The 25,124-nt window shown below is 69.0% G+C and carries 24 protein-coding genes and 1 tRNA gene; 9 read left to right on the top strand and 16 right to left on the bottom strand.

Annotated features, from left to right (window positions below; all coding sequences use genetic code 11):
* Positions 1–10 precede the first annotated feature (10 nt).
* Both ACIBK4_RS47350 and ACIBK4_RS47345 read right to left on the bottom strand, forming a co-directional pair.
* Positions 11–1,258 carry an HTTM domain-containing protein gene (locus tag ACIBK4_RS47350; protein WP_399005832.1) on the bottom strand — a complete coding sequence of 416 codons (1,248 nt, stop codon included), beginning with the start codon at positions 1,256–1,258 and terminating at the stop codon, positions 11–13.
* Positions 1,255–2,223 (bottom strand): DUF5819 family protein, encoded by a 969-nt coding sequence (locus ACIBK4_RS47345; protein ID WP_399005830.1) that lies wholly within the window; start codon positions 2,221–2,223, stop codon positions 1,255–1,257. Before ACIBK4_RS47345 ends, ACIBK4_RS47350 begins: the two co-directional genes overlap by 4 nt.
* Before the next feature lie 437 nt (positions 2,224–2,660).
* On the opposite strand from ACIBK4_RS47345, the gene ACIBK4_RS47340 reads away from it, so the two are divergent.
* Positions 2,661–3,794: an acyl-CoA dehydrogenase family protein gene (locus ACIBK4_RS47340; protein ID WP_399005828.1), complete on the top strand. Its 1,134-nt coding sequence runs from the start codon at positions 2,661–2,663 to the stop codon at positions 3,792–3,794.
* Between the two features lie 72 nt (positions 3,795–3,866).
* On the opposite strand, the gene ACIBK4_RS47335 is transcribed toward ACIBK4_RS47340, so the two are convergent.
* From ACIBK4_RS47335 to ACIBK4_RS47320, 4 genes are all read right to left on the bottom strand, one after another.
* Positions 3,867–4,196 (bottom strand): rhodanese-like domain-containing protein, encoded by a 330-nt coding sequence (locus ACIBK4_RS47335; protein WP_355920005.1) that lies wholly within the window; start codon positions 4,194–4,196, stop codon positions 3,867–3,869.
* Between the two features lie 14 nt (positions 4,197–4,210).
* Complete coding sequence (locus ACIBK4_RS47330) at positions 4,211–5,272, bottom strand: hypothetical protein (protein ID WP_399005826.1); 1,062 nt, start codon at positions 5,270–5,272, stop codon at positions 4,211–4,213.
* Positions 5,273–5,644: 372 nt separating this feature from the next.
* Positions 5,645–7,072: a DUF2252 domain-containing protein gene (locus ACIBK4_RS47325; protein ID WP_399005824.1), complete on the bottom strand. Its 1,428-nt coding sequence runs from the start codon at positions 7,070–7,072 to the stop codon at positions 5,645–5,647.
* A 559-nt stretch (positions 7,073–7,631) separates the two neighbouring features.
* A complete protein-coding gene (locus tag ACIBK4_RS47320) occupies positions 7,632–7,994 on the bottom strand; it encodes a helix-turn-helix domain-containing protein (protein WP_327402763.1) in 363 nt (120 codons plus the stop codon).
* Between the two features lie 221 nt (positions 7,995–8,215).
* Between ACIBK4_RS47320 and ACIBK4_RS47315 the strand changes: the two genes are divergently transcribed.
* Positions 8,216–8,869, top strand: coding sequence for an FMN-dependent NADH-azoreductase (locus tag ACIBK4_RS47315; RefSeq protein ID WP_399005821.1), 654 nt, complete (start codon positions 8,216–8,218; stop codon positions 8,867–8,869).
* 177 nt (positions 8,870–9,046) lie between these two features.
* Here the strand turns inward: ACIBK4_RS47315 and ACIBK4_RS47310 are convergent, their stop codons facing one another.
* From ACIBK4_RS47310 to ACIBK4_RS47300, 3 genes are all read right to left on the bottom strand, one after another.
* A complete protein-coding gene (locus ACIBK4_RS47310) occupies positions 9,047–9,277 on the bottom strand; it encodes a hypothetical protein (RefSeq protein ID WP_399005819.1) in 231 nt (76 codons plus the stop codon).
* A gap of 7 nt (positions 9,278–9,284) precedes the next feature.
* Positions 9,285–9,749: a hypothetical protein gene (locus tag ACIBK4_RS47305; protein ID WP_399006007.1), complete on the bottom strand. Its 465-nt coding sequence runs from the start codon at positions 9,747–9,749 to the stop codon at positions 9,285–9,287.
* Positions 9,750–10,144: 395 nt separating this feature from the next.
* Positions 10,145–10,228 (bottom strand) — tRNA-Leu (locus tag ACIBK4_RS47300).
* A gap of 798 nt (positions 10,229–11,026) precedes the next feature.
* Here ACIBK4_RS47300 and ACIBK4_RS47295 point away from each other — a divergent pair.
* The 6 genes from ACIBK4_RS47295 to pknB all read left to right on the top strand — a co-directional run bounded on the left by ACIBK4_RS47295 (position 11,027) and on the right by pknB (position 19,155).
* Positions 11,027–11,875 carry a DUF3662 and FHA domain-containing protein gene (locus ACIBK4_RS47295; protein WP_366433221.1) on the top strand — a complete coding sequence of 283 codons (849 nt, stop codon included), beginning with the start codon at positions 11,027–11,029 and terminating at the stop codon, positions 11,873–11,875.
* Positions 11,876–11,885: 10 nt separating this feature from the next.
* The gene (locus ACIBK4_RS47290; RefSeq protein ID WP_019055182.1) at positions 11,886–12,407 is read left to right on the top strand and encodes an FHA domain-containing protein; all 522 of its coding nucleotides are present in this window, start codon (positions 11,886–11,888) and stop codon (positions 12,405–12,407) included.
* A 90-nt stretch (positions 12,408–12,497) separates the two neighbouring features.
* Entirely contained in the window at positions 12,498–14,036 is a 1,539-nt protein-coding gene (locus ACIBK4_RS47285; RefSeq protein ID WP_399006005.1) for a Stp1/IreP family PP2C-type Ser/Thr phosphatase, read from the top strand.
* A gap of 30 nt (positions 14,037–14,066) precedes the next feature.
* Complete coding sequence (locus tag ACIBK4_RS47280) at positions 14,067–15,509, top strand: FtsW/RodA/SpoVE family cell cycle protein (protein ID WP_399005816.1); 1,443 nt, start codon at positions 14,067–14,069, stop codon at positions 15,507–15,509.
* Entirely contained in the window at positions 15,506–16,993 is a 1,488-nt protein-coding gene (locus tag ACIBK4_RS47275; RefSeq protein ID WP_399005814.1) for a peptidoglycan D,D-transpeptidase FtsI family protein, read from the top strand. The genes ACIBK4_RS47280 and ACIBK4_RS47275 overlap by 4 nt, the downstream gene beginning before the upstream one ends.
* Positions 16,994–17,163: 170 nt before the next feature.
* The gene (gene pknB, locus ACIBK4_RS47270; RefSeq protein WP_399005812.1) at positions 17,164–19,155 is read left to right on the top strand and encodes a Stk1 family PASTA domain-containing Ser/Thr kinase; all 1,992 of its coding nucleotides are present in this window, start codon (positions 17,164–17,166) and stop codon (positions 19,153–19,155) included.
* Between the two features lie 95 nt (positions 19,156–19,250).
* On the opposite strand, the gene ACIBK4_RS47265 is transcribed toward pknB, so the two are convergent.
* Genes ACIBK4_RS47265 through ACIBK4_RS47240 form a run of 6 tightly spaced genes read right to left on the bottom strand, consistent with a single transcriptional unit; the run spans position 19,251 to position 23,434 of the window.
* The gene (locus ACIBK4_RS47265; protein WP_399005810.1) at positions 19,251–20,000 is read right to left on the bottom strand and encodes a class E sortase; all 750 of its coding nucleotides are present in this window, start codon (positions 19,998–20,000) and stop codon (positions 19,251–19,253) included.
* Between the two features lie 12 nt (positions 20,001–20,012).
* The gene (locus ACIBK4_RS47260) at positions 20,013–21,095 is read right to left on the bottom strand and encodes a class E sortase (RefSeq protein WP_399005808.1); all 1,083 of its coding nucleotides are present in this window, start codon (positions 21,093–21,095) and stop codon (positions 20,013–20,015) included.
* On the bottom strand, positions 21,092–21,730 hold the full coding sequence (locus ACIBK4_RS47255; RefSeq protein ID WP_328933337.1) for an aminodeoxychorismate/anthranilate synthase component II: 639 nt from the start codon (positions 21,728–21,730) through the stop codon (positions 21,092–21,094). The genes ACIBK4_RS47260 and ACIBK4_RS47255 overlap by 4 nt, the downstream gene beginning before the upstream one ends.
* The gene (locus ACIBK4_RS47250; protein ID WP_366433290.1) at positions 21,727–21,936 is read right to left on the bottom strand and encodes a hypothetical protein; all 210 of its coding nucleotides are present in this window, start codon (positions 21,934–21,936) and stop codon (positions 21,727–21,729) included. Before ACIBK4_RS47250 ends, ACIBK4_RS47255 begins: the two co-directional genes overlap by 4 nt.
* Before the next feature lie 4 nt (positions 21,937–21,940).
* On the bottom strand, positions 21,941–22,633 hold the full coding sequence (locus tag ACIBK4_RS47245) for a class E sortase (RefSeq protein WP_366433228.1): 693 nt from the start codon (positions 22,631–22,633) through the stop codon (positions 21,941–21,943).
* A gap of 21 nt (positions 22,634–22,654) precedes the next feature.
* Entirely contained in the window at positions 22,655–23,434 is a 780-nt protein-coding gene (locus ACIBK4_RS47240; RefSeq protein ID WP_399005805.1) for a DUF881 domain-containing protein, read from the bottom strand.
* Positions 23,435–23,576: 142 nt separating this feature from the next.
* On the opposite strand from ACIBK4_RS47240, the gene crgA reads away from it, so the two are divergent.
* On the top strand, positions 23,577–23,831 hold the full coding sequence (gene crgA / locus ACIBK4_RS47235) for a cell division protein CrgA (RefSeq protein ID WP_033285718.1): 255 nt from the start codon (positions 23,577–23,579) through the stop codon (positions 23,829–23,831).
* 295 nt (positions 23,832–24,126) lie between these two features.
* Here the strand turns inward: crgA and ACIBK4_RS47230 are convergent, their stop codons facing one another.
* Positions 24,127–25,038: a rhomboid family intramembrane serine protease gene (locus tag ACIBK4_RS47230; protein ID WP_399005803.1), complete on the bottom strand. Its 912-nt coding sequence runs from the start codon at positions 25,036–25,038 to the stop codon at positions 24,127–24,129.
* Positions 25,039–25,124 lie beyond the last annotated feature (86 nt).

Below are 25,124 nucleotides of genomic sequence, written 5' to 3'. Positions count from 1 at the left end.
GCCGTGCAGCCTACGTGGGTGTGCTGCGGCTCTCCGGAGCTGCGTGGGTGTGCTCGGGGTGCTCGGGATCCTCCGGTGGCGGGACGGAGTCGCCCTCTACGGGGAGCGGTTTTGGGACGCCCGCGGAAAACACGCGTCCACGCGCGTGTGCCGCCCACCCGCCCAGTCGCCGCAGGAACGACGTCGGCAGGAACACCGCGTCCGTCGCGATCATCGCCAGGGAGAAGAACGGCAGCCCCAGGAGCACGGCGATCACCGCGTGCTCGGTCATCATCAGGGCCAACAGGACGTTCTTCACGCGCCGGTTGAAGAGCGTGAACGGGAAGGCGACCTGGACGATCACGGTCCCGTAGGTCACCAGCATGACCATCGTGCCGCTGCCGGCCAGCAGGTCGGCGAGGGCGGGCCACGGGGAGAAGTAGTCGAGGTGGAGCGGGTAGTAGACGGCGGTGCCGTCCTGCCAGCGGGAACCCTGGATCTTGTACCAGCCGGCCGTCGCGTAGATCAGACAGGCCTCGCTCGCGATGACGAACAGGGCGCCGTTGTGGACGACGTTCGCGACGATGTCGAGCAGCACCCGGGGCTCGTACGACTTCGTATACCGCGCGATCGCCCACCACAGGGCCTGCGCCAGCCACACGCCCCACAGGAGCACGGGCACGAACCAGTCGCTGTCGAACCGGCCCATCGCGGTCACCGAGACGAGCGCCGTACCGAGCACGACCCACAGGACGGGCCCGACCCGGTCGGGAATCCACTCCCCACGCGCGCGTGCCTCCCGCGTACGCGCGGCCCGGCGTGCGTCCAGGGACCAGACCTGACCGCAGCGGGTGAACACCAGGTAGATGGACATCAGGTGCAGGACGTTGTCGCCGCCGTCGCCCATGAAGACGCTGCGGTTCTGCAGCGAGAGCACGCCGACCATGAACAGCACGGACATCGTGCGGGTGCGCCAGCCCAGCAGCAGCAGGACGCTCGCCAGCACGGCCAGCGCGTACACCGCCTCGAACCAGAACTGGCCGTCCCACCACATCAGGGCACTGAACGCGCCGTTGTCCGCGACCAGTTGGCGCGCGAGACCCCAGCTCCAGGGTCCGTCGGGGCCGTAGAGCTCCTGGCGGTGGGGCAGTTCGCGGAGCAGGAACAGCAGCCAGGTGCCGGCGAAGCCGATGCGGATCACGGCGCTCTGGTAGGGGCCCAGGGCCGACTCGGTGACGCGGGCAATGCCTCGGGAGACCGAGACTCCGAAGTCGTTCACCGGACGCCTCCCGCGGCCTCGTCCGCCGGGACCGGCCACCAGGGCAGCAGGCGGTACTGGGGGGTGGTCGACACCTGCTCGTCACTCCACTCGGGCGGGGGCACGTTGGTGGTGCGGGAGCGGACCTGGACGCGCTGGACGGCGCCGCCCTTTCCGGCCGCGTCGTCCCGGCCGAGGCGCAGCACGACGATGCGCCGCAGATACGTCTCCGCGAGCGTGCCGCGCAGGCCGATCGGGCGGTTGGCGTTGTCGTGCGTCGCGGTGAGGAAGTCCCAGGCCCGGCGCAGCTCGTTCTGCTCGGTGTGGCTCGGCAGCAGATTGCCGTCGATGGCTGCGCCGTCCTCGGCCGACAGGTCGTACCAGCCGGTCGTACGGGTCGTACCGTCCGCGCTCCGGACGTCCGCGCGCACCTGGACCTCGATGTTCTGCTGGAGCGGGTTCGGCGCGAAGAGCTTCCAGTTCTGCTCGAACTCCGGGTAGATCCACTCGTCGATCGCCTTGCCGTGCTGCTTCGTCACCGTGTTCGACGGCGCGACGTGCAGGAACACCATCCCGAGGTGCACGAGCGCGGCCACCGCGACGACCGCGACCGCCAACGCGGCACCGACCTGATAGCGCAGGGACAGCGCGGCTACGCCGATACGGGCGTCGGGGGGCGCGGGGACGGTTGCGGGGGCGTCCGCGGGGTCGGTGGCACCGTACGACGGCTGCGGTTGCGGTTCTGGCTGTGTCTGCGCCTCTGACTCGGGCGGGGGCGGGTGATGGGGCTGCTGGGCAGGCACGTGCGGCCACCCGGAGGCGGTGGCCGTGTGCGGGCCCTCCGGGGCGGCAGGCGTGCGCGAGTCCTCGGGTACGACCGGCTGGCGCGAGCCCTCAGGTGCGGTCGGCGTGCCTGGGCCCGTCTCGGAGGCAGGCATCCGCTCGCCCTCCTCGGGGGCGTTCGAGCCTCCGTCGTTCGCGTCCATTCCGCCCCGTTTCCGAGTCCCGTCCGTCCAACTGCCACCGTCCACCACGCCCGCCCGGCCACGGGGCCCGGTGGCGCTCCACGCCTATCACTCCCCGGCGTCGCACGGAACGGTACTCAGGGGCACTCCCCGCGCACAGTCCCCTGCCTCACCGGCCACACAGGTTGTCCACAGCGGCTGCCCGCAGGTTATCCACAGCCGTTGACACCTCTCCTCGGCGCATCCCACCATTGAATCCCCGAACCGAACGATCGGTCGTCCGGCGACTCCCGCGGCCAGCTGCCGAACGACCCCTCGATCGCCAGTACACCCCGTAGTGCATACCCAGGAGGTGCGCCCGTTCCCTTCTTCTAGAACCTGTTCTATCTTGACGCTCCGTCAGATCTGGTCGGACGTCCGGCTGTTGGCCGGTGCGCGCGTGCGGGAGGGCAGGGACCGTGGACTTCACCTTCAGCGAGGAGCAGCAGGCGGCGGCCGAGGCGGCGGCGGGGGTGTTCGCCGATGTCGTGCCGGACGGTGTGCCCAGTCCGGCCGACACGACGGGCGCCGTGGCCGAGGACTTCGACCGCGCGCTGTGGGCCAGGCTCGCCGAGGCGGACCTGCTGAGCCTGCTGCTCGACGAGGCGTACGGCGGCGCGGGCCTGGACGCGATCGCCCTGTGCCTGGTGCTGCGCGAGTCGGCGAAGGTGCTGGCCAGGGTGCCGCTCCTGGAGAGCAGCGCGGCCGCGGCGACCGTACAGGCCTACGGCGGCGAGGAGTTGAGGTCAGCGCTGCTCACCCGGGCCGGCCGCGGCGACCTCGTGCTGACCGTCGCCGCGCACGGCCGCACCGGCCACGACCCGGCCGAACTCGCCGTGACGGCACGGCGGGACGGTGACCGGTGGGTGCTGGACGGGGTGCAGACGGCGGTGCCGTGGGCGCACAACGCGGACCTGGTCGTCGTACCGGCGCACACGGACGCCGACCGGACCGTCCTCGCGCTGGTCGCCCCGGACCGGGACGGCGTCGTCCTCGCCGAGCAGATCTCCACCACGGGCGAGCGGCTCGGCGAACTGCGACTGGAGTCCGTACCGATCGCAAGGGTCGACGTCATCGACGCCGACGGCGCCTGGGAGTGGCTGCGCGACCTGCTGACCGCCGGCACCTGCGCGCTGTCCCTCGGCCTCGGCACCGCCGTGCTGCGCATGACCGGCGAATACACCAGCGGGCGCGAGCAGTTCGGGTTCCCCGTCGCGACCTTCCAGGCGGTCGCCGTCCAGGCCGCCGACCGCTACATCGACCTGCGCGCGATGGAGGCCACCCTGTGGCAGGCCGCGTGGCGGATCGCCTCGGGGGCACCGGGCGCACTGCCCGCCGCCGCGGACCTGGCGGTGGCCAAGATCTGGGCGGCGGAAGGCGTACGACGGGTCGTGCAGACGGCACAGCATCTGCACGGAGGGTTCGGCGCGGACACGGACTATCCCCTGCACCGGTACCACGCCTGGGCCAAGCACCTGGAGCTGTCGCTCGGCCCGGCGTCGGCACACGAGGAGGCGTTGGGGGATCTGCTGGCGGCCCATCCGTTGGGCTGAACCGCTGAACTCGGCCCGCGCCAACCGCAGTTGCGGCTACAGCTACAGCTACAGCTACAGCTACAGCTACAGCTACAGCACGAAACCCGGTTGGCCCTCGTCCGTGACGACGGGGCGGCCCACGGCGGCCCACACCTGCATGCCGCCGTCGACGTTGACCGCGTCGATGCCCTGCTGGGCCAGGTACATCGTGACCTGCGCCGAACGCCCGCCGGAGCGGCAGATCACATGAACCCGGCCGTCCTGCGGCGCCGCCTCGGTCAACTCGCCGTACCGGGCCACGAATTCACTGATGGGGATGTGCAGCGCCCCCGTGGCGTGCCCCGCCTGCCACTCGTCGTCCTCGCGGACATCCAGCAGGAAGTCGCCGTCCTTGAGGTCGCCGACCTCGACCGTGGGCACACCAGTTCCGAAACTCATGGCCCGACGCTACCCGACGGGCCTTCCGAGGCGCGCGGCTGCGAGAGCAGGTCCGCCAGCTCGGCCTCCCGCTCGGCGACCTGGGCGAGCAACTGCTCGGCGATCTCGTCGAGCAGACGGTCCGGGTCGTCCGGGGCGATCCGGAGCATGGAGCCGATGGCGCCCTCCTCCAGTTCGCGGGCGACGAGCGTGAGCAGTTCCTTGCGGTGGGCGAGCCATTCGAGGCGGGCGTAGAGCTCCTCGCTGGGGCTCGGGCCGCGCTCGGCCGGGGCCGGTCCCGCCGCCCACTCCTCGCCCAGCTCGCGCAGCAGCGGGGCGTCACCGCGGCTGTAGGCGGCGTTGACCCGGGTGATGAACTCCTCACGCCGCTTGCGCTCGTCCTCGTCCTGCGCCAGGTCGGGGTGGGCCTTGCGGGCCAGCTCGCGGTAGAGCTTGCGGGCCTCCTCGCTGGGGCGCACCCGCTGCGGGGGCCGGACCGGCTGGTCCGTGAGCATCGCCGCGGCCTCCGGGAACAGGCCGTCGCCGTCCATCCAGCCGTGGAACAGCTCCTCGACCGCGGGCATCGGCATCACCCGGGCCCGCGCCTCGTCCGCCTTGCGGATGTCCTCGGGGTTGCCGGTGCGTTCGGCCATGGCCTCGGCGATCCGGGCGTCCAGCTCGTCGAGGCGGGTGTACATCGGGCCGAGCTTCTGGTGGTGCAGCCGGGAGAAGTTCTCGACCTCGATGCGGAAGGTGTCCACCGCGATCTCGTACTCGATCAACGCCTGCTCGGCGGCGCGCACGGCCCGCTCCAGCCGTTCTTCGGGCCGGGGGGTGGCGTCGTCGACGGGGTGGGAGGGGGCCTCGTGGGGGTCGGCCTGGTGAGCGTTGGTTTGGTGGGCATCAACAGGGCCGGCGTCGGTCTCGCCGGAGTCGGCCGCACCGCCCCCGGTTCCCGCGCTCACGGAACCGTCACCCGCCACGGCTCCGGCGGCGGACGGCACCTCGGTACCCGCCTGCTCCGGCGCCGGTTCACTGGCGGGCGCGGACTGGGACTGATCAGCTTCCGGGGTCGTCACCCGACCAGCGTAGGCCACGGCCCGACCGGGGGATGGGGCGTCGGCTGTGCGGGGGCCTTGTGGACGACGGGTGACCTCGGCGGGGGTGGGGCATCGGGGTGCTGCCGGTGCCTTGTGAACCACAGGTCTGTGAACCACGGGTCATGTGAACCACAGGTCTGTGAACTACAGGTCCTGTCACCGCCGATGTGGGTCTCGCCCCGGGACGGACGGTCCGAGGGCCCTCTCCTTGGTCACCCCCCCAGCCCGCCCGCATTCACGGCAGGCGTCCACACCCGCTCCCCACACCCGCTCCCCACACTCGCCGCTTGCCGCACACCGGTACCGGTACCGCTTACCGCTTACCGCTTACCGCTTACCGCCCCCAACCGCCTACACCCCCAGCTCCGCCGCGATCCGCCCCGACCGCACCGCCCCCACCAACTCCGCGTGGTCCGCCTCGGTCCGGTCGGCGTAGGCCACGGCGAACGTCGCTATCGCCTCGTCCAGTTCGTCCTTCTTGCCGCAGTACCCGGCGACCAGGCGCGGGTCGGCGCTGTGGGCGTGGGCCCGGGCCAGGAGGGCGCCAGTCATGCGGCCGTAGTCGTCGATCTGGTCGGCGGCGAGGGCGGCCGGGTCGACGCTGCCCTTGCGGTTGCGGAACTGCCGTACCTGGAACGGGAGTCCGTCGACCGTCGTCCAGCCCAGCAGGATGTCACTGACGACCTGCATCCGCTTCTGGCCGAGCACCACGCGCCGACCCTCGTGCGCCACAGACGGCGCGTCGAACCCTGTGGTCAGCAGATGCGGGACCAGCGCCGAGGGGCGGGCCTCCTTCACCTGAAGGACGAGCGGTTCGCCACGGTGGTCCAGGAGCAGCACGACGTACGACCGTGTGCCGACGCTGCCCGTGCCGACGACGCGGAAGGCGACGTCGTGCACCGTGTGCCGGGCGAGCAGCGGGAGGCGGTCCTCGGAGAGCGTGTCCAGATACTCCTCCAGGGATGCCGCCACCGCCGCGGCCTCCGCGTCCGGGATCCGGCGCAGCACCGGCGACGCGTCGACGAAGCGGCGCCCGCCGTCCTCAGCGGCCTCGGTCGACTTGGCCGCGAACCGTCCGCTCGTGTTGCCCCGCGCCTTCTCGGAGACCCGCTCCAGGGTGCCGAGCAGGTCACGGGCGTCGGCGTGGGAGACCAACTCCTCGTCCGCGATGGCGTTCCACGCGTCCAGCACCGGGAGCTTGGCCAGCAGCCGCATGGTGCGGCGGTAGGAACCCACCGCGCCGTGCGCCGCCGTACGGCAGATGTCCTCGTCGGCGCCGGCCTCCCGGCCCGCGAGGACCAGCGAGGCGGCGAGTCGCTTGAGGTCCCACTCCCAGGGGCCGTGCACGGTCTCGTCGAAGTCGTTCAGGTCGATGACCAGACCGCCGCGGGCGTCGCCGTACAGGCCGAAGTTGGCCGCGTGGGCGTCGCCGCAGATCTGGGCGCCGATTCCGGTCATGGGGGTGCGGGCGAGGTCGTAGGCCATGAGTCCTGCCGAACCGCGCAGGAACGCGAAGGGGGTGGCCGCCATCCTGCCCACGCGTATCGGGGTGAGCCCGGAGATACGGCCGCGGCCGGACTCCTCGACCGCGGTCACCGCGTCGGGGCGGGAAGCGTCCAGGTCGAGAGCGGCGTGCGCGCTGCGCGGGACGCTGTCCCGCAGCGCCTTGCCCTCTTCCTTGGGCGATCCCTCCACCGGCCACGTGGCGAAGCCCTTCACCCCGGGCAGCCTGCGCCCCACACCGCCCACACTTCCCACACCGATACCGGCCTCGGTCATACCGACCGCCTCCCCCGTACCCACACCCACGCTCACACGTGCGCTCGCCCGAACATCAACTCGCGACGACCGTACAGCCGACGGCGAAAACACGTCAGACCCTGTGGACAACTCCACGGCTGTGGAAAACCGGTGACTGTTGGCGCCGGACCGGTCGAAGGTCCACTGGTCGCGGGCTCGGCGGTCGAAGCGACGGTGATCGAAGCAACGGGGATCGAAGCGACGTCGATCGATGGCTCGGCGGTCCACGCCTCCCCGATCGAGCCTCACTTATCGAGGCCCCGGCGGTCGACGTCTCCGATCGCGCCTCAATGGCCGAGATCCGGCGGTCGATGCCCTGGCGGTCCACACCTCGCTGATCGAAGCCCTGGTGGTCGAAGCCCCGGTGGTCGAGGCGTCTGCGGTCGAGGTCTCTGCAGTCGAAGAGCCGGCACCGAAGACTCGGCGATCAAAGCCTCAGCGATCGGCCCTGGCTCACCCCGACCCACCCCGGCCCGTCCGCCTGTCCCGCTTGTCCCGCCTGTCCAATCCTGTCTCGCTCCCCCGGCCCCACCCCCGCCTAACACCCGCCCGACTGCCACCCCTCGCGCAGATGCACCTGGGCCCACGCGCCGAGTTCGCGAAGGGCCGGTCCCAGCGCCTTCCCCGACTCCGTCAGCCGGTACGAGACGCGCAGCGGCGGGCCCTCGTCGACCTCGCGGACGAGGAGCCCGGCGGCGCCGAGTTCCGTGAGCCGGTCGGAGAGCATGCGTTCGCTGATGCCCGGGATCGCCCGGCGCAGGTCGGCGAAGTGGACGGGCTGTGCCATCAGGACGGCCACGATCGGCCCGGTCCAGCGCTTTCCGAACAGCTGGAAGACACGGGTGATGCCGTCGTCGACCTTCTTGCACTGCTCCGTGCCGTGACTCTGCTCGACCGCCATGCCCTCAGAGTACTGCCCTCCCGTACGGGGATGAAAAAAAGTAAGTACATATGTTATTCATAGTCGAGTACGAAAGTTCAGCTACTGAGCGGACGTGTGGCGAGGCTCCCGCGCCCAGCGCGCACTAGACCCCGTATCTCGACCCCGCTTCTCGACCTACGCACGCCCCCGCTCCTCAATCCGGCGTCTCGATCCGCGCCCGCCCCCTCTTGGAGACCCCCATGGCCACGCTTCTGCACATCGACTCCTCCGTGTTCCCCACCGGCGCCTCCGCCTCCCGCGCCGTGGCGGACGCCTTCCGTACGTCCTGGGAGGAACAGCACCCGGAGGGCACGGTGATCCACCGCGATCTCGCCACGAACCCCGTTCCGCACATCACCGTCGACGCCCACACCGCCGGCTTCGCCGACCCGGCCACGCACACGCCCGAGCAGGCGGCGGCCTTCGCCGAGCGTGTGAAGCTCATAGAGGAGCTGGAGCAGGCGGACGCGGTGCTGATCGGCGCCCCGATGTACAACGCCACGATTCCCTCGACCCTGAAGGCATGGCTGGACAACGTGATCCTCATGGGCCGCACCGCGGGCACCGAGGACTCCAAGCTGAAGGGCATCCCGACGGTCGTGATCGCCAGCCGCGGCGGCGCGTACGGACCGGGCACCCCGCGCGAGGGCTACGACTACGTCCAGAACTATCTGAAGGCGGTCCTTGTCGACGCCCTCGGCCTGGACGCGGAGTTCATCGTCCCGGAGCTGACCATGGCTCCGCAGAACCCGGCGATGTCCGACCTGGTCCCGCTCTACGAGGCGTCCCGCGAGCGCGCCCTCGGCGACGCGGCCACCAAGGCCAAGGCCCTGGCGGAACGCCTCGCCGCCTGACCCCGGCGCCCGACCCTGCGCTCGGCCCGGCGCCCAACCTCCGCCTAAGGTGAGAAGACCGTGTGATTGTCCTCACCTGAGGCGGAGCTCACCGATACCGGCGCCTGGTCCGTTTCCCGCGCTGCAACAGCACCGCGCCCGGAGCGCGCCAAGACCGCGTACGGCCCCTGCCCGGATTCACTCGCCCCCCTTGCTCCGCTTCCCCACCCAGGACTGGCAGATCCACCGGGCAAACGCTCCCACCAGGACGGCGACGATGATCGCCCCCCAGTCGATGACATGCGGAAGCCCGGGGAAAAAGGCGAAGAAGGCGAGCGTCCCCACAAGGCCCGCCACAAATGCGACGACCCCGACCGACCGCCGTCGCATCTCCCCGGCCTGCCCCCGCCCTTGCTGCTGATCGATCATGACCGGCTCACTTCGTGATGTGGTGGCACTGACTCACCCGCCGCGCCCCATTGACGTAGAGATGCGCGCACGCTTTTCCATAACGAGGCAGCGTCCGGGGAGAGTTGTTCCTCATCGGATCGATCTTGCACTCGGGGTGCGTTCGCCCCCTGGATGTCCGATAGGTCCTGTTGTTGGTGTCGGCATACGTGAAGTCGATGCGCCAATTGCAGAACCCGCTGCTCAGCGCACCGACGAAGGCGCAGTCGACGCCCGCGTTCTGGTAGGTGATCCTCTTGCCGCCGCCGCGGAGGATGTGTGTGAACAGGCACCCGGTCGGGATCTTCACCGTCATACCGCCGACGCTGTACTCGAAGGTCCGCACAGGAGTCGTCCCGACAGCGCCGGCCTGAGCCACCGAGGAACTCGTCAGCACGAGCGCGCACGCGGCGGCGAGAGCCGTGAACAGCCTGGATCGATACAGCGCGACCATGAACAATCCCCTTCCGGCGGAGCATCTCTTCCGACCGGAAAGAACTCCGTCACGGCGATCATGTTTCTGCCCGATGGAATGGTTCACCGACTTGAGTGATCAAGAGGTAGTGCGCTGACCTGGCGATTCGTTTCCTCGACCACTCTTCGAGCCGCAGGTCGGTCACCTCGGACAGAACCGATCCCGAAGAGTGAGACAGCCCACACTTCAGTAGCTCCCGAAGATCAACGGACCCAAAGTCGACGCCTCGTCGGAGACCCCCCAGCCCCTCGTGTAAGCACGATCACACCGCACCTACCGCCCCCACCGCGCCTCCCCCAACCCCCGGCGCCAAACAACCTCACCGTGAACACGAAGAAGCCCCCCAGGTCTAAGACCTGGGGGGCTTCTGTCTGTGCGCGAGGGGGGAGTTGAACCCCCACGCCCTTTCGGGCACTGGAACCTGAATCCAGCGCGTCTGCCTATTCCGCCACCCGCGCATTGGGTGTGTCCTCGGGCCCTTGCCCCTAGGGGGCTGGCGCCTTCCGACATGCAGAAGATTAGCACGGTGCACGGGGTGGATTCACATCCCTTTCCCCTGGGCAGGACCCCCCGTTCCTCTGAGCCGGACACCCCGCGCAAGCCCCCCATCAGCACGCATCGGCACTCACCCGCACCCACCCCCACCTGCCCGCACCCGCTCATCGCCCGTCACCAGCTCCCACCAGCCTCTCCAGCAACCAGCTCTGACCAGCCCCTCCGCAACCAGCTCCGACCGCCCCTCCCGTCACCGACTCCCACCAGCCCACAGGCAACCCCACCCGCTCCCACCACCCCCTCCGACAACCCCACCTGCTCCCACCAGCACCTCCGCCACCTCCAACCAACACCCCCACCCCAATCCCCACCCCCCGATCCCCCCCACCCCACCCGAACACCGCACCAACCCCCACCGAACACCCCCCACCCCCCGCTACGTATCAACGTGGACCGGTTCACGTATCAACCTCGTACCGGTAACCGTCATCTCCCCAGGAGGCGGCCAAGGTCCACAGTCAGGTGCGGGACACTTGTCTGCGGCCCCCTCTACGATCCTGGGCAGGAGTACTGACGGGAGTACTGCCAGGGAGTAGTGGCAGAAGGAGTTCGACCGGGCCGACAAGGGGGAACCAGCCGATTTACCGGCGCGTGGATACGATCAGTAAGCAGTACCAAGGCAGTCAGCACGACAGTCAGCACAGCAGCGAGCCAAGCAGTCGGCACGACAACCAGTGCGGCGACGACGGAGGAGGTGCCCCATGGGAGTCCTGAAGAAGTTCGAGCAACGCCTCGAAGGTCTGGTCAACGGCACCTTCGCCAAGGTGTTCAAGTCCGAGGTCCAGCCGGTCGAGATCGCCGGCGCGCTCCAGCGGGAGTGCGACAACAACGCGACGATCTGGAACCGCGACCGGACGGTCGTACCCAATGACTTCATCGTGGAGCTGAGCACGCCGGACTTCGAGCGGCTCAGCCCCTACTCCGGCCAGCTCGGTGACGAACTCGCCGGCATGGTGCGCGACTACGCCAAGCAGCAGCGCTACACCTTCATGGGACCCATCAAGGTCCACCTGGAGAAGGCGGACGACCTCGACACCGGTCTGTACCGGGTGCGCAGCCGTACGCTCGCCTCCTCCACCAACCAGCAGGCTCCCGGCACCCCCGCTCCGGCGGCACCGCCGGCGGCGGGCCGGCCCGGCGGGTACGGCTATCCGCCCGCCGCCGCGCCCGCGAGCGCCCCGCCGCCCATGCCGGCCGCACCGCCGCCCGGCGGCCGCGGCTCGGCGCCGTACCTCCAGCCCGCGCCCGCCGCCCCGGCGGCCGGCGCGCGGATGCGGTACTGGGTGGAGATCAACGGCGCCCGCCATCAGATCTCCCGCGCGACGTTGGTGATGGGCCGCAGCACCGAAGCCGACGTGCGGATCGACGACCCCGGCGTATCCCGCCGGCACTGTGAGATCCGGACCGGAACGCCCTCGACGATCCAGGATCTCGGGTCCACCAACGGCATCGTGGTGGACGGGCAGCACACCACCCGCGCTACGCTCCGCGACGGCTCGCGGATCGTCGTGGGCAGCACCACCATCATTTACCGGCAAGCCGAAGGGTGAAGCGGGGGCAATGTCAGAGCTGACCCTCACGGTCATGCGGCTGGGTTTCCTGGCCGTACTGTGGCTGTTCGTGATCGTGGCCGTGCAGGTCATCCGCAGCGACCTGTTCGGAACGCGTGTCACACAGCGCGGCTCGCGACGGGAAGCCGGACGACCGCAGCAGCAGGCCGCCCGGCAGGCGGCGCCTCCGCAGCAGCGCCAGCAACAGCCGAGCGGGGGCGGCCGGCGGGGCCGTAACGCCCCCACCAAACTGGTCGTCAGTGAGGGAATCCTCACCGGCACCACCGTCGCGCTCCAGGGCCAGACCATCACCCTGGGCCGGGCGCACGATTCGACGATCGTGCTGGACGACGACTACGCATCCAGCCGGCATGCCAGGATCTACCCGGACCGCGACGGCCAGTGGATCGTCGAGGACCTCGGATCCACGAACGGCACGTACCTGGACCGGTCCCGGCTGACGACCCCCACACCGATTCCGCTGGGCGCGCCGATCCGCATCGGCAAGACCGTCATCGAGCTGCGGAAGTAGTACGAAAATGAGCGAGCGGAGCGAGCACGCAGCGGCGGACCGCCTGGCGGACCCCGGCGCGCTCCCGACCGGAGGGTGGGCACCGTGCGGATGTACCCGGAGCCGACGGGCGAGGTGCGCATGAGTCTGTCACTGCGCTTCGCCGCCGGATCGCACAAAGGCATGATCCGCGAGGGCAACGAGGACTCCGGCTACGCCGGTCCACGTCTCCTCGCGATCGCCGACGGGATGGGCGGCCAGGCCGCCGGTGAGGTCGCCTCCTCCGAGGTGATCTCGACCATCGTCTCGCTCGACGACGACGTGCCCGGCTCCGACATCCTCACCTCGCTCGGCACCGCCGTGCAGCGGGCCAACGACCAGTTGCGCATGATGGTCGAGGAGGATCCTCAGCTGGAGGGCATGGGGACCACCCTGACCGCCCTGCTGTGGACCGGGCAGCGGCTCGGCCTCGTCCATGTCGGCGACTCCCGCGCCTACTTGCTGCGCGACGGCGTGCTGACCCAGATCACCCAGGACCACACCTGGGTGCAGCGGCTGGTCGACGAGGGCCGGATCACCGAGGAAGAGGCCACCACCCACCCGCAGCGCGCCCTCCTCATGCGCGCGCTCGGCAGTGGCGACCACGTCGAACCGGACCTGTCGATCCGTGAAGTCCGCGCCGGCGACCGGTACTTGATCTGTTCCGACGGGCTGTCGGGCGTCGTCTCGCACCAGACGATGGAAGACACCCTCGCCAGCTACCAGGGCCCCCAGGAGACCGTGCAGGAGCTGATCCAGCTCGCCCTGCGCGGCGGCGGCCCCGACAACATCACGGTGATCATCGCCGACGTCCTGGACCTCGACACCGGCGACACCCTCGCCGCGCAGCTGTCGGACACCCCGGTGATCGTCGGCGCGGTCGCCGAGAACCAGCTCCACCAGCACGACAACGGCATCATGCAGACCCCGGCCGGGCGTGCCTCCGGGCTCGGCCGCCAGGTGCCCGGACAGAACGGCGGGGGCGGCGAGTTCGGCCCGCCCGGCTCCGGCGACACCACCGGCTACGTCCCCGAGGGCAGCTTCGGCGACTACACCGACGACGACTTCGTGAAGCCCTCCAAGGGCCGCAAGTGGTTCAAGAGATCCTTCTACAGCGTGCTCGCGCTCGCGGTCATCGGCGGCGGCCTGTACGGCGGCTGGCGCTGGACGCAGACGCAGTACTTCGTCGGCGCCAACGGCGAACACGTCGCGCTGTACCGGGGCATCAGCCAGGACCTCGCCTGGGTCTCGCTGTCGAAGGTGGAGAAGGACCACCCCGACATCGAACTCAAGTACCTCCCGCCCTACCAGCAGAAGCAGGTCAAGGCGACGATCGCCGAGGGCGGTCTCCAGGACGCCCAGAAGAAGATCGACGACCTGGCGGTGCAGGCCTCCGCGTGCAAGAAGGAGTCCGAGCGCGAGAGCGCCACCACCAAGCCCGGCAGCACCACGGGAACCACCAGCACCTCGCTCACGTCCAAGGCCACGCCGAAGCCGACTCCTTCGAACTCGGCCTCGACGCCCCCGTCCCCGACCCCGTCTGCGACTCCCAGCACCGGTCCCAGCCTTTCGGAGGAAGAGCAGCAGGTCGTCTCGCAGTGCAGCAAGTAATAGGCAAGCCGTGAGAGGCCCCGTCACACGATGAGCAGTTCTACCAACACGCCGTCGCACCACACGTCCACGATCGGTTCCATCGGCGCACCGAGCCGGCGCAACACCGAGCTGGCACTGCTGGTGTTCGCGGTCGTCATCCCGGTCTTCGCCTACGCCAACGTGGGCCTGGCCATCGACGACAAGGTGCCGACCGGGCTGCTGAGTTACGGCCTGGGCCTCGGTCTGCTGGCCGGCGTCGCGCATCTCGCCGTACGCAAGTTCGCGCCGTACGCGGACCCCCTGCTGCTGCCGCTGGCCACGCTGCTCAACGGCCTGGGGCTCGTCGTCATCTGGCGGCTCGACCAGTCGAAGCTGCTCCAGTCCATCGGCCAGGCGGGCCACGCCGCGCCCCGCCAGCTGCTGTACACCGCGCTGGGCATCGCCTTCTTCGCCGTCGTGCTGATCTTCCTCAAGGACCACCGGGTCCTGCAGCGCTACACGTACATCTCGATGTTCGCCGCCCTGGTGCTGCTCCTGCTGCCGCTGGTGCCCGGCCTCGGGGCCAACATCTACGGCGCCAAGATCTGGATCAACATCCCCGGCCTCGGCTCCCTGCAGCCCGGTGAGTTCGCGAAGATCGTCCTCGCGATCTTCTTCGCCGGCTACCTGATGGTGAAGCGCGACGCGCTCGCGCTGGCCAGCCGCCGCTTCATCGGGCTCTACCTGCCGCGCGGCCGCGACCTCGGCCCGATCCTGGTCGTCTGGTTCATCTCGATCCTGATCCTGGTCTTCGAGACCGACCTCGGAACCTCGCTGCTGTTCTTCGGCATGTTCATCATCATGCTGTACGTCGCCACCGAGCGGACCAGCTGGATCGTCTTCGGTCTGCTGATGTCCGCGGCCGGCGCGGTCGGCGTGGCCACCTTCGAACCGCACGTCCAGCAGCGCGTCCAGGCCTGGCTCGACCCGATGAAGGAGTACACGCTCAGTCAGGCGGGCGTGGCCGGCCACTCCGAGCAGTCGATGCAGGCGCTGTGGGCCTTCGGCTCCGGCGGCACCCTCGGCAGCGGCCTCGGCCAGGGCCACTCCGACCTCATCCGCTTCGCCGCCAACTCCGACTTCATCCTCGCCACCTTCGGCGAGGAGCTGGGCCTGGCCGGCATCATGGCGATCCTGGTGATCTACGGCCTGATCGTGGAGCGCGGTGTCCGCACCGCCCTCGCCGCCCGCGACCCGTTCGGCAAGCTGCTCGCCGTCGGCCTGTCCGGCGCCTTCGCGCTCCAGGTCTTCGTGGTCGCCGGCGGCGTCATGGGCCTCATCCCGCTGACCGGTATGACCATGCCGTTCATGGCCTACGGCGGTTCGTCCGTGCTGGCCAACTGGGCGCTGATCGGCATCCTGATCCGCATCAGCGACACCGCCCGCCGACCGGCCCCCGCGCCCGCACCCAGTCCCGACGCCGAGATGACCCAGGTGGTCCGCCCGTCATGAACAAGCCCCTGCGCCGGATCGCGCTCTTCTGCGGCCTCCTGGTCCTCACCCTGCTGCTGCGTGACAACTGGCTCCAGTACGTCAAGGCCGACGGCCTCAAGGACGACCCGAAGAACCGCCGCGTCACGATCGCCCGCTACTCCACCCCGCGCGGCAACATCATCGTCGACGGCGACCCGATCACCGGGTCCACCGAGACCAGCACCTCCGGGCTGAACGACCTGAAGTACAAGCGCACCTACAAGAACGGCGCGATGTGGGCGCCGGTCACGGGATACGCCTCGCAGGCCTTCGGCGCCAACCAGCTGGAGTCCATCGAGGACGGCATCCTCTCCGGCACCGACGACCGGCTCTTCTTCCGCAACACCCTCGACATGATCACGGGCAAGCAGAAGTCGGGCGGCGACGTCGTCACCACCCTCAACCAGGCCGCGCAGAAGGCCGCGTGGAAGGGCCTGTCGAAGCAGGGCGGCAAGGGCGCCGTCGTCGCCCTCGACCCGTCCACCGGCAAGATCCTGGCGCTGGCGTCCTACCCGTCGTACGACCCCTCGTCGTTCGCGGGGAACTCCACCACCACGGACTCCAAGGCCTGGCAGAAGCTCCAGAAGAAGTACGACCCGAACGACCCGATGCTGAACCGGGCGCTGCGCGAGACCTACCCGCCGGGCTCCACCTTCAAGGTGGTCACCGCGTCCGCGGCGCTGGAGAACAACCTGTACTCGTCCGCCGACGAGGCCACGAACTCGCCGCTGCCGTGGGTCATGCCGGGCACCACGACCGAGCTGAAGAACGAGGGCAGCATCCCCTGCAAGAACGCGACCCTGCGCGTCGCGCTGCAGTACTCGTGCAACACGGTCTTCGGCAAGGTCGGCGCCGACCTCGGCAACGACAAGATGCTGGCCGAGGCGAAGAAGTTCGGCTTCGACTCCGAGCAGTTCACGCCGATCCGCTCCAGCGCCTCGGTCTTCTCCGACAACATGAACCAGTCGCAGACCGCGCTGTCCTCGATCGGCCAGTACAACACCGCCGCGACCCCGCTGCAGATGGCCATGGTCGCCTCCGCGGTCGCCAACGACGGCAAGCTGATGAAGCCGTACATGGTCGACAAGCTCCAGTCGTCGAACCTCGACACCATCGCGCAGACCGAGCCGGAGGAGATGAGCCAGCCGCTCTCCTCGAAGAACGCGCAGATCCTGCAGTCGATGATGGAGACGGTCGTCGAGAAGGGCACCGGCACGAACGCCAAGATCAGCGGCGTCACCGTCGGCGGCAAGACCGGCACCGCCCAGCACGGTGTCGCCAACAGCGAGAACCCGTACGCCTGGTTCCTCTCCTACGCCAAGCTCCCGGACGGCAGTTCGCCGGTCGCCGTGGCCGTGGTCATCGAGGACTCCAGCGCCAACCGTGACGACATCTCCGGCGGCGGTCTCGCAGCCCCGATCGCGAAGAGTGTCATGGAGGCGGTCATCGACAGCAAGAAGTGACTCCGCTCACGTCCCCTTCACATCGGTGCACGTTGCGATACCGGTCCTGTATCGGGTGACGGGCTTGGCCAGGTCACACAAAGCCAGCCGGGTACGGTAGGCCCGGACGGCTAGCCTCCGACCGCACATCCGTGCGGGTCGGGACCGACGGAGAGGGCTGGTAGGGAACTATGGAAGAGCCGCGTCGCCTCGGCGGCCGGTACGAGCTGGGCCAGGTGCTCGGCCGTGGTGGCATGGCGGAGGTCTACCTCGCCCATGACACACGCCTCGGCCGCACGGTGGCGGTGAAGACGCTGCGCGTCGACCTTGCGCGCGACCCTTCCTTCCAGGCCCGGTTCCGCCGGGAGGCCCAGTCGGCCGCCTCGCTCAACCATCCCGCGATCGTCGCGGTCTACGACACGGGCGAGGACTACGTCGACGGGGTCTCGATCCCGTACATCGTCATGGAGTACGTCGACGGCTCCACGCTCCGTGAGCTGCTCCACAGTGGTCGCAAGCTGCTGCCGGAGCGGGCCATGGAGATGACCATCGGCATCCTCCAGGCCCTGGAGTACTCGCACCGCAACGGCATCGTCCACCGCGACATCAAGCCGGCCAACGTCATGCTGACGCGCACCGGCCAGGTCAAGGTGATGGACTTCGGCATCGCCCGCGCGATGGGCGACTCCGGCATGACGATGACCCAGACGTCCGCGGTCATCGGCACCGCCCAGTACCTCTCCCCGGAGCAGGCGAAGGGCGAGCAGGTCGACGCCCGCTCGGACCTCTACTCGACGGGCTGCCTCCTCTACGAACTGCTGACGGTACGGCCGCCCTTCGTGGGCGACTCCCCGGTCGCGGTGGCGTACCAGCACGTACGCGAGGAGCCGCAGCCGCCGAGTGTCTTCGACCCGGAGATCACGCCGGAGATGGACGCGATCGTCCTGAAGGCGCTCACCAAGGACCCCAACTACCGCTACCAGTCGGCCGACGAGATGCGGATGGACATCGAGGCCTGCCTCGACGGCCAGCCGGTCGCGGCGACGGCGGCGATGGGTTCGGTCGGCTACGGCGGCTACGGCGACGACCAGGCCACCACGGCCCTGCGCTCGGACGCCGGCGCCACCACGATGCTGCCCCCGATGAACCCGGACGACGGCGGCTTCGGCTACGACGACCGCCCCGACCGGCGCCGCCAGCAGAAGAAGAAGACGAACACCTCGACGATCCTGCTGGTCGTGGCGGCGGTCCTGGTGCTGGTGGGCGCGATCCTGATCGGCAAGTGGGCGTTCAGCGGCAACGACAGCGCGGACCAGCCCTTCGCGGCGCCGAACCTGATCGGGCAGACGGTGGACACGGCCAAGACGATGGCCGCCAACGTCGACCTGAAGGTCACCACCACCGAGAAGACCTGCGAGGACCAGCCCAAGGGCAAGGTCTGTTCGCAGGACCCGGCGAAGGGCGCCGACGTCAAGAAGGGCGACACCATCAACCTGGTCGTGTCGACCGGGGCGCCGAAGGTCGTCGTACCGAGTGTCGTGGGCCAGAGCGTCGACGACGCGACCTCGACGCTCACCTCCGACAAGTACCAGTTCAAGGTGGAGACGCAGGAGAAGGTGTCCGGGGAGGACCCGGGTACCGTCCTGGAGCAGAACCCGAAACTTGGCGCGCAAGTGGAGAAGGGCACGGTCATCACCCTGACCGTCGCCAAGGCCCAGGCGAAGTCCACGGTCCCGGACGTCAGCGGCAAGACCTGTGACGAGGCCAAGGCGCAGATGACCGCCAACAACCTCGTCGGCAACTGCACCGAGGTCGACACCAACGACTCCAACCTCGTCGGCAAGGTCGTCTCGACCGACCCGCAGGCCAACAGCCAGGTCGACAAGAACTCCACGGTCAACATCCAGATCGGCAAGTCGACGCAGACCCAGGTCCCGAACGTCGTCGGCCAGACCGTGAAGAACGCCAAGCAGATCCTGCAGCAGAACGGCTTCAACAACATCCAGTTCGCCGACGGCAGCGATCAGAGCGACGGCGCCTTCGTGACCCAGCAGGACCCGGGCGCGACGACCCAGGCGGACCCCGACAACACGACGGTCACCCTCACCACCCTGAGCGTCGGCAACGGCAACAACAACGGGGGCAACAACAACGGCGGCCTCTTCGGCGGCTCGAACGGATAACCCCGGACACGCAAAGAGCCCCGGCACCCTGTGGAGGGTGCCGGGGCTCTTTCGTACGTGCGGTGCGCCGAGGACGGTGCGCTACGACCGTGCCGTCAGCGCAGTTCCTTCGGCGGTGTCCGTGCGCTGTCCACCTTGTCGACGCGGACCAGCTCGCCCCACACCACGTACCGGTACCGGGACGTGTACACCGGCGTGCAGGTCGTCAGCGTGATGTAGTGGCCGGCCTTCTTCTTGCCGGACTCCACGGGGATCTGGGCGAGGGTCTTGACGTTGTACTTCGAGGTCTCGGGAAGGATGTCGTAGACCTTGTAGACGTACCACTTGTCCTTCGTCTCGAAGACGATCGGGTCGCCCTTCTTCAGCTTGTCGATGTTGTGGAACTTGGCGCCGTGGCCGTCGCGGTGGGCGGCGAGGGTGAAGTTGCCGGTCTTGCCGGTGGTCGGGAGGGCGGCCTTGACGGGGTCCGTGTAGTAGCCGGCGACGCCGTCGTTGAGGACGCTCGTCTCGGTGCCCTTCTCGACCAGGACCTCGCCGTTCTTCATCGCGGGGACGTGCAGGAAGCCGATGCCGTCCTTGGTGTCGAGCGCTCCGGGGCCGGTGTCCGTGCCCTGGGCCCACTTGTCGCGGACCTTGTCGCCCTGCTTGTCGGCCGTGCGGTCGGCGACGACGTTCGTCCACCACAGGGAGTAGACGACGAACAGGCCGAGGATCAGGCCCGCCGTGATGAGGAGTTCCCCGAAGAGACTGACCGCCCGCGCGACCGGGCCGGTGCCGCGGGGGCGGTCCGGCGGGGAGGCGGGCGTGTCGGTCTGCTCTTCGGTGTCGTCGGTGGTCGCTGCCACGTTCACTTGCCCCTACTCGATGAGCGCATCCGGCTTGCCCTTGCTGCGCGGCCGTTGCTCGACCATCTTGCCCCAGACGATCAGCCGGTACTTGCTGGTGAACTCCGGCGTACAGGTCGTCAGCGTGATGTAGCGGCCGGGCTTGGTGAAGCCCGAGCCCTTGGGGATGGGGTCGATGACACTGGTGTTGCTCGGCGACGTCACGGGCAGCGTCTTCGTCATCTTGTAGACGTAGTACGTGTCCTGGGTCTCCACCACGACCTCGTCGCCCGGCTTGAGCTGGTTGATGTACCGGAACGGTTCGCCATGGGTGTTGCGGTGCGCGGCGAGCGCGAAGTTGCCGGTCTTCGCGTCCGGCATCGCGGTCTTGAGGGCGCCCTCGCTGTAGTGCCCGACCATCCCCTTGTCGAGCACCTTCTTGTTGCTGACGCCCTCGGCGATCGGCGCCACCACGTCCAGCTTGGGGATGTGCAGGATGGCGAAGCCCTGCCCCGGCGAGAACTCTCCGGGCGCGCGTTTGCCGCTCGCCCAGTCGTTCTGCAGCTGGCTCGCCTCGCTGCCGGCCTGCGCGTGCGCCCGGACGTTCGTCCACCACAACTGGTAGGTGACGAACAGCAGCATCAGCACGCCGGTGGTGATGAACACCTCGCCGATCGCCCGGCTCGCGACGACCGCGGCCCCCGGCTTGTTCGCCCGCTGCCGCCGCCGCGCCTCGACCCGCGAGAGGGGCGCACCGGCACCCGGTGCGGAGGACTCGGCGCTCTCCGCGGTCTCCTCAGCCGCCCCGCCGGCCCCGTGACGCCCGTGCCGCCCCTTGGCGGCCTTTCTGCGGGCCGCACGCCCGCCGGTGGGGGTTCCTGTGGCGGAGGAGGCGGATGAGGCGTCAGACGCCGATATGGACCGTCCGTGGCCCGTCCGCTCCTGTGGGAGGTCCGCTATCCGCAGCGCGACGGTCTCTTCGTCGATCGGACCGTACGGCACCCCGGGCGCGCCCGGCGCCTGCGTGCCGTGCCACTGGTCGAACCCGCCCTGCTCCCCGTACGCCTGCTCCCCGTACGGGGCCTCGGACTCGCGCTCGGGGCGCAGCGCGGTCACGCCGTGGCCCTGCCCACCACCGGGGCGAGCCCCGCCGACCTCGCCACGGCACCCTGGTCGCCGCACTCCACCAGCCAGTTGGCCAGCATCCGGTGGCCGTGCTCGGTGAGCACCGACTCCGGGTGGAACTGGACGCCCTCGACGGGCAGTTCGCGGTGGCGCAGGCCCATGATGATGCCGTCGTGCGTTCTCGCGGTGACCTCGAGTTCGGCCGGGACCGTCCCCGGCTCGGCCGCCAGCGAGTGGTAGCGGGTCGCCGTGAAGGGCGAGGGCAGTCCGGCGAAGACGCCCTTGCCCTCGTGCTCGACGAGCGAGGTCTTGCCGTGCAGCAGTTCGGGGGCGCGGTCCACAACGCCGCCGTAGGCCACCTGCATCGACTGCATGCCGAGGCAGACTCCGAAGACGGGCACCCCGGTCGAGGCGCAGTGGCGCACCATCTCGATGCAGACGCCGGCCTCCTCGGGGGTGCCGGGGCCGGGCGAGAGGAGGACGCCGTCGAAGCCGTCCTGGGCGTGCGCCGTCGACACCTCGTCGTTGCGCAGCACCTCGCACTCGGCGCCCAGCTGGTACAGGTACTGGACCAGGTTGAAGACGAAGCTGTCGTAGTTGTCGACGACGAGAATCCGTGCACTCACTGGTTGTTCACCGTCACATCGTTGAAGGGCAGCAGCGGTTCGGCCCACGGGAAGACGTACTGGAACAGGATGTAGACCACGGCCAGGGTCAGGACGAGCGAAATCAGCGCCTTGACCCACACGTTGCCCGGCAGATGCCGCCAGATCCAGCCGTACATGCCGTCCCTTCCGTCGCGCCACGGCACCAGACTCACGCCGTACGTCACCAGACTAACGGCGCAGCGCGGCTGGTTTCCCGGCCTCCACAGGCTGTGTGGAGTCCAGGTGTGCCCAGACGATCAGCCGGTGGCTGTGCCCCCACTCCGGATCGCACGTGGTCAGCGTGAGATAGCGGCCCGAGGCCGTGTACCCGGACTTACGTGGCACAGGATCGATCACCTCAATGTCGGTGGGCACTGTTTTGTAAGGCCCTTTGTCGATCCGATACGTGAACCAGGTGGTCCCGTCCGTCAGCACCACCGCGTCACCCGCACGCAGCTTCGGAAAGTTCACGAAGGGGTTGCCGTACGTCCGCCTGTGCCCCGCCACAGCGAAGTTCCCGACCTGCCCCAACTGCGCGGTGCCCGCGTAATGCCCGAGCCCCTTCTTCAAGGTGTCCACGGCGGTGTCCTCAAGGACCGGCTTGTTCCACGTGAAACCAAGCCGCGGGATGTACATGATCGCGAAAGGCTTCCCGTCCTTGTACGCGGCCGGTTTCGCCGGAGCGGCCGAGGCGGCGGGCGCGGGGGATGCCTTCGGGTGCACGGTCTGCCGCGACCACTGGTTCTGCAACTGCTCGACCTGGTCGCTCATCGTGCGGTCGGCCTTCACACCGGTCCAGAACAGCACGTAGACCACGAAGAGGACGATCAGGGTGCCCACGGTGATGCAGAGTTCGCTGACGCTCCTGACGATCACGCGCACCGGCAGCTCCCGTACGGACGCCTACTCCACTGGCTTCGCGTAGTGCAGATCCACTGTGCCCGAGTACCCGGGAAGAGTCACCGTCCCGTCGTCGGTCACTTTCCACCCGAGCCCGTAGACGTCGACGTACACCTTGTAGTTCTGGATCGCCTTGGACGCCGTCAGCGCCGCCTGCAGCTTCCCGGGGTCCCCGACCGCCGTGATCTTGTACGGCGGTGAGTAGACCCGGCCCTGGAGGATCAGGGTGTTGCCCACGCAGCGCACGGCGCTGGTCGCGATCAGCCGCTGGTCCATGACCTTGATGCCCTTGGCGCCGCCCTGCCAGAGGGCGTTCACGACGGCCTGGAGGTCCTGCTGGTGGATGACCAGGTAGTCGGGCTGCGGCTCGGGGTAGCCGGGGAGCTTGGCGGTGGCGTTGGGCGGGGCGTCGTTCAGGGTGACGGTGAGGGCCTTGCCCTTGAGCCGCTGCGCGCCCGCGGTCTGCTCCAGCTTGGTGAGCTTCTCGTCGTCGGCGCCCGTGCTGGTGTCGTCCTCCTTACGGAGGGCATCGACCTCGTCGCGCAGGACCCCGTTGGCGTCGTTCAGCCGGCCGTTCTTCTGGCTGCGGGTCTGGATGAGGTCGGACAGCTTCAGCAAGGAGGCGTCCGTGCGGATGTTGGTGCCCTTGGCCGTGTTGAAACTGGTGAAGAAGATGAGTCCCGCGAGGGCGAAGACGGCCACCGTGAGAATCCGGACCGGACGGAAACGGCGGATACGGGCAGGACTGGGACCCGTCCCGGGGGAGTCGGCAGAATTGCTCAACGTACCCTTATCTCCTTCGGCGCCGCGGAAGCACTACGCTAACGGACGCCCGGGGGAGCACTCAGTGTCCCCTTGTACGCTGCCCCGGAGCCCGCCCCAGTTCCCTGCGCGGCCACGCAGCGCATCGACAGGAGAGACCCTCGTGCCGAAGTCACGTATCCGCAAGAAGGCCGACTACACGCCGCCGCCGGCGAAAGCGGCGACCGCCATCAAGTTGAACAGCCGTGCCTGGGTCGCACCGGTCATGCTGGCCATGTTCGTCATCGGGCTGGCCTGGATCGTCGTCTTCTACGTCACCGACGGCTCCATGCCCATCGACAGCCTGGACAACTGGAACATCGTGGTGGGCTTCGGCTTCATCGCCGCCGGGTTCGGCGTCTCCACGCAGTGGAAGTAGCGGCGGGAGCAGCGGTCGAAGCTGCGGCCACCACTCGGTGAACGCAGCTCTGCCCACGGCTTTCCGCTGAGTTATCCACAGGCCAGAGAAGTATCCACAGCGAGCCTGGGGAAAAAGAACGACGATCTGTGGATAACCCACCGGGTGTTGACGCTGGTGTGACTGACACACCGGCAACCGCAAGCCTGTTCGCCCCCTGCCTGACCTGCATAAACACGGGTCAGCGACAGGGGGCACAGCTGTTCCCGCACGGTGTGCACAAGATCCGCCACAGACTGTGGACAACGGTTTGATATCAGCTGAGCTGAGCCGTCCTGATCAGCGTCAACACCACGACGACCACGAGTACGACCGCACAGGTGCCGTACTGGATCAGGGCCCGCCGCTCCCGCGGGGCGTGCACCATCGCGTACCCGGTGATCACGCCGGCGACGAGGCCGCCGATGTGGGCCTGCCAGGCGATGTTGGCCCAGCCGAAGGTGAAGATGAGGTTGATCACCAGCAGGGCGATGACCGGCCGCATGTCGTACCGGAGCCGGCGCATCAGGACCGCGGTCGCACCGAAGAGCCCGAAGATGGCACCGGAGGCACCGAGCGAAGGCTGGTTCGGGGCGGCGATGAGGTAGGTGAGCGCACTGCCCGCGAGACCCGAGACGAAGTACAGGGCGAGATAGCGGGCACGGCCGAGGGCCGCCTCCAGGGGACCGCCGATCCACCACAGGCTGAGCATGTTGAAGATGATGTGAATCGGGCTGGCGTGCAGGAACATCGCGGTCAGCAGCCGGTACGGCTGGCCCTCGGCGACGCCCTCGACGGAGCCGAAGAGCGGGACGTAGGCCTGGCCGAGGAGTTCGAGGCGCTCGGTGAAACGGTCGCCCACCGCCAGCTGGACCACATAGAAGGCGACGCAGAGACCGATCAGGACCTTGGTCGCGAGCCGCGGATCCGCCGCCACCGTGCCACCGGCGATCGTGCGGGGCTGGGCCGCGGTCGGGGCGTGACCCGTGCCGGAACCGCCGCGCACACACTCGGGGCACTGGAAACCGACCGAGGCGCTGACCATGCACTCGGGGCAGATCGGCTTGTCGCAGCGGGTGCAGCGGACGCCGGTCTCCCGGTCCGGGTGGCGATAACAGACCGGCAGACTCTGGCCGTCCGGGGGCCGCTGCTCCTCCGGGCCCGTCGGGCTGCCTGGCGCCTGGTCCATGGGGTCCCCTCAATCCTTCGTACGCAATGCACCGCCCCGCCCATCCTTACGGATGAACGGGGCGTTTGGTTCCCGGCGGTAAGGAC

The sequence above is a fragment of the Streptomyces sp. NPDC050528 genome (assembly GCF_044457795.1).
Lineage (GTDB): Bacteria > Actinomycetota > Actinomycetes > Streptomycetales > Streptomycetaceae > Streptomyces.
This window is presented reverse-complemented; position numbering and strand designations above follow the sequence as displayed.

Bases quoted from the DNA above. Each gene is read 5' to 3' on its own strand.
- ACIBK4_RS47345 (WP_399005830.1), bottom strand. From the start codon at position 2,223: ATGGACGCGAACGACGGAGGCTCGAACGCCCCCGAGGAGGGCGAGCGG.
- ACIBK4_RS47325 (WP_399005824.1), bottom strand. From the start codon at position 7,072: ATGACCGAGGCCGGTATCGGTGTGGGAAGTGTGGGCGGTGTGGGGCGC.
- ACIBK4_RS47320 (WP_327402763.1), bottom strand. From the start codon at position 7,994: ATGGCGGTCGAGCAGAGTCACGGCACGGAGCAGTGCAAGAAGGTCGAC.
- ACIBK4_RS47315 (WP_399005821.1), top strand. From the start codon at position 8,216: ATGGCCACGCTTCTGCACATCGACTCCTCCGTGTTCCCCACCGGCGCC.
- ACIBK4_RS47310 (WP_399005819.1), bottom strand. From the start codon at position 9,277: ATGATCGATCAGCAGCAAGGGCGGGGGCAGGCCGGGGAGATGCGACGG.
- ACIBK4_RS47305 (WP_399006007.1), bottom strand. From the start codon at position 9,749: ATGGTCGCGCTGTATCGATCCAGGCTGTTCACGGCTCTCGCCGCCGCG.
- ACIBK4_RS47295 (WP_366433221.1), top strand. From the start codon at position 11,027: ATGGGAGTCCTGAAGAAGTTCGAGCAACGCCTCGAAGGTCTGGTCAAC.
- ACIBK4_RS47290 (WP_019055182.1), top strand. From the start codon at position 11,886: ATGTCAGAGCTGACCCTCACGGTCATGCGGCTGGGTTTCCTGGCCGTA.
- ACIBK4_RS47285 (WP_399006005.1), top strand. From the start codon at position 12,498: ATGTACCCGGAGCCGACGGGCGAGGTGCGCATGAGTCTGTCACTGCGC.
- ACIBK4_RS47280 (WP_399005816.1), top strand. From the start codon at position 14,067: ATGAGCAGTTCTACCAACACGCCGTCGCACCACACGTCCACGATCGGT.
- ACIBK4_RS47275 (WP_399005814.1), top strand. From the start codon at position 15,506: ATGAACAAGCCCCTGCGCCGGATCGCGCTCTTCTGCGGCCTCCTGGTC.
- pknB (WP_399005812.1), top strand. From the start codon at position 17,164: ATGGAAGAGCCGCGTCGCCTCGGCGGCCGGTACGAGCTGGGCCAGGTG.
- ACIBK4_RS47230 (WP_399005803.1), bottom strand. From the start codon at position 25,038: ATGGACCAGGCGCCAGGCAGCCCGACGGGCCCGGAGGAGCAGCGGCCC.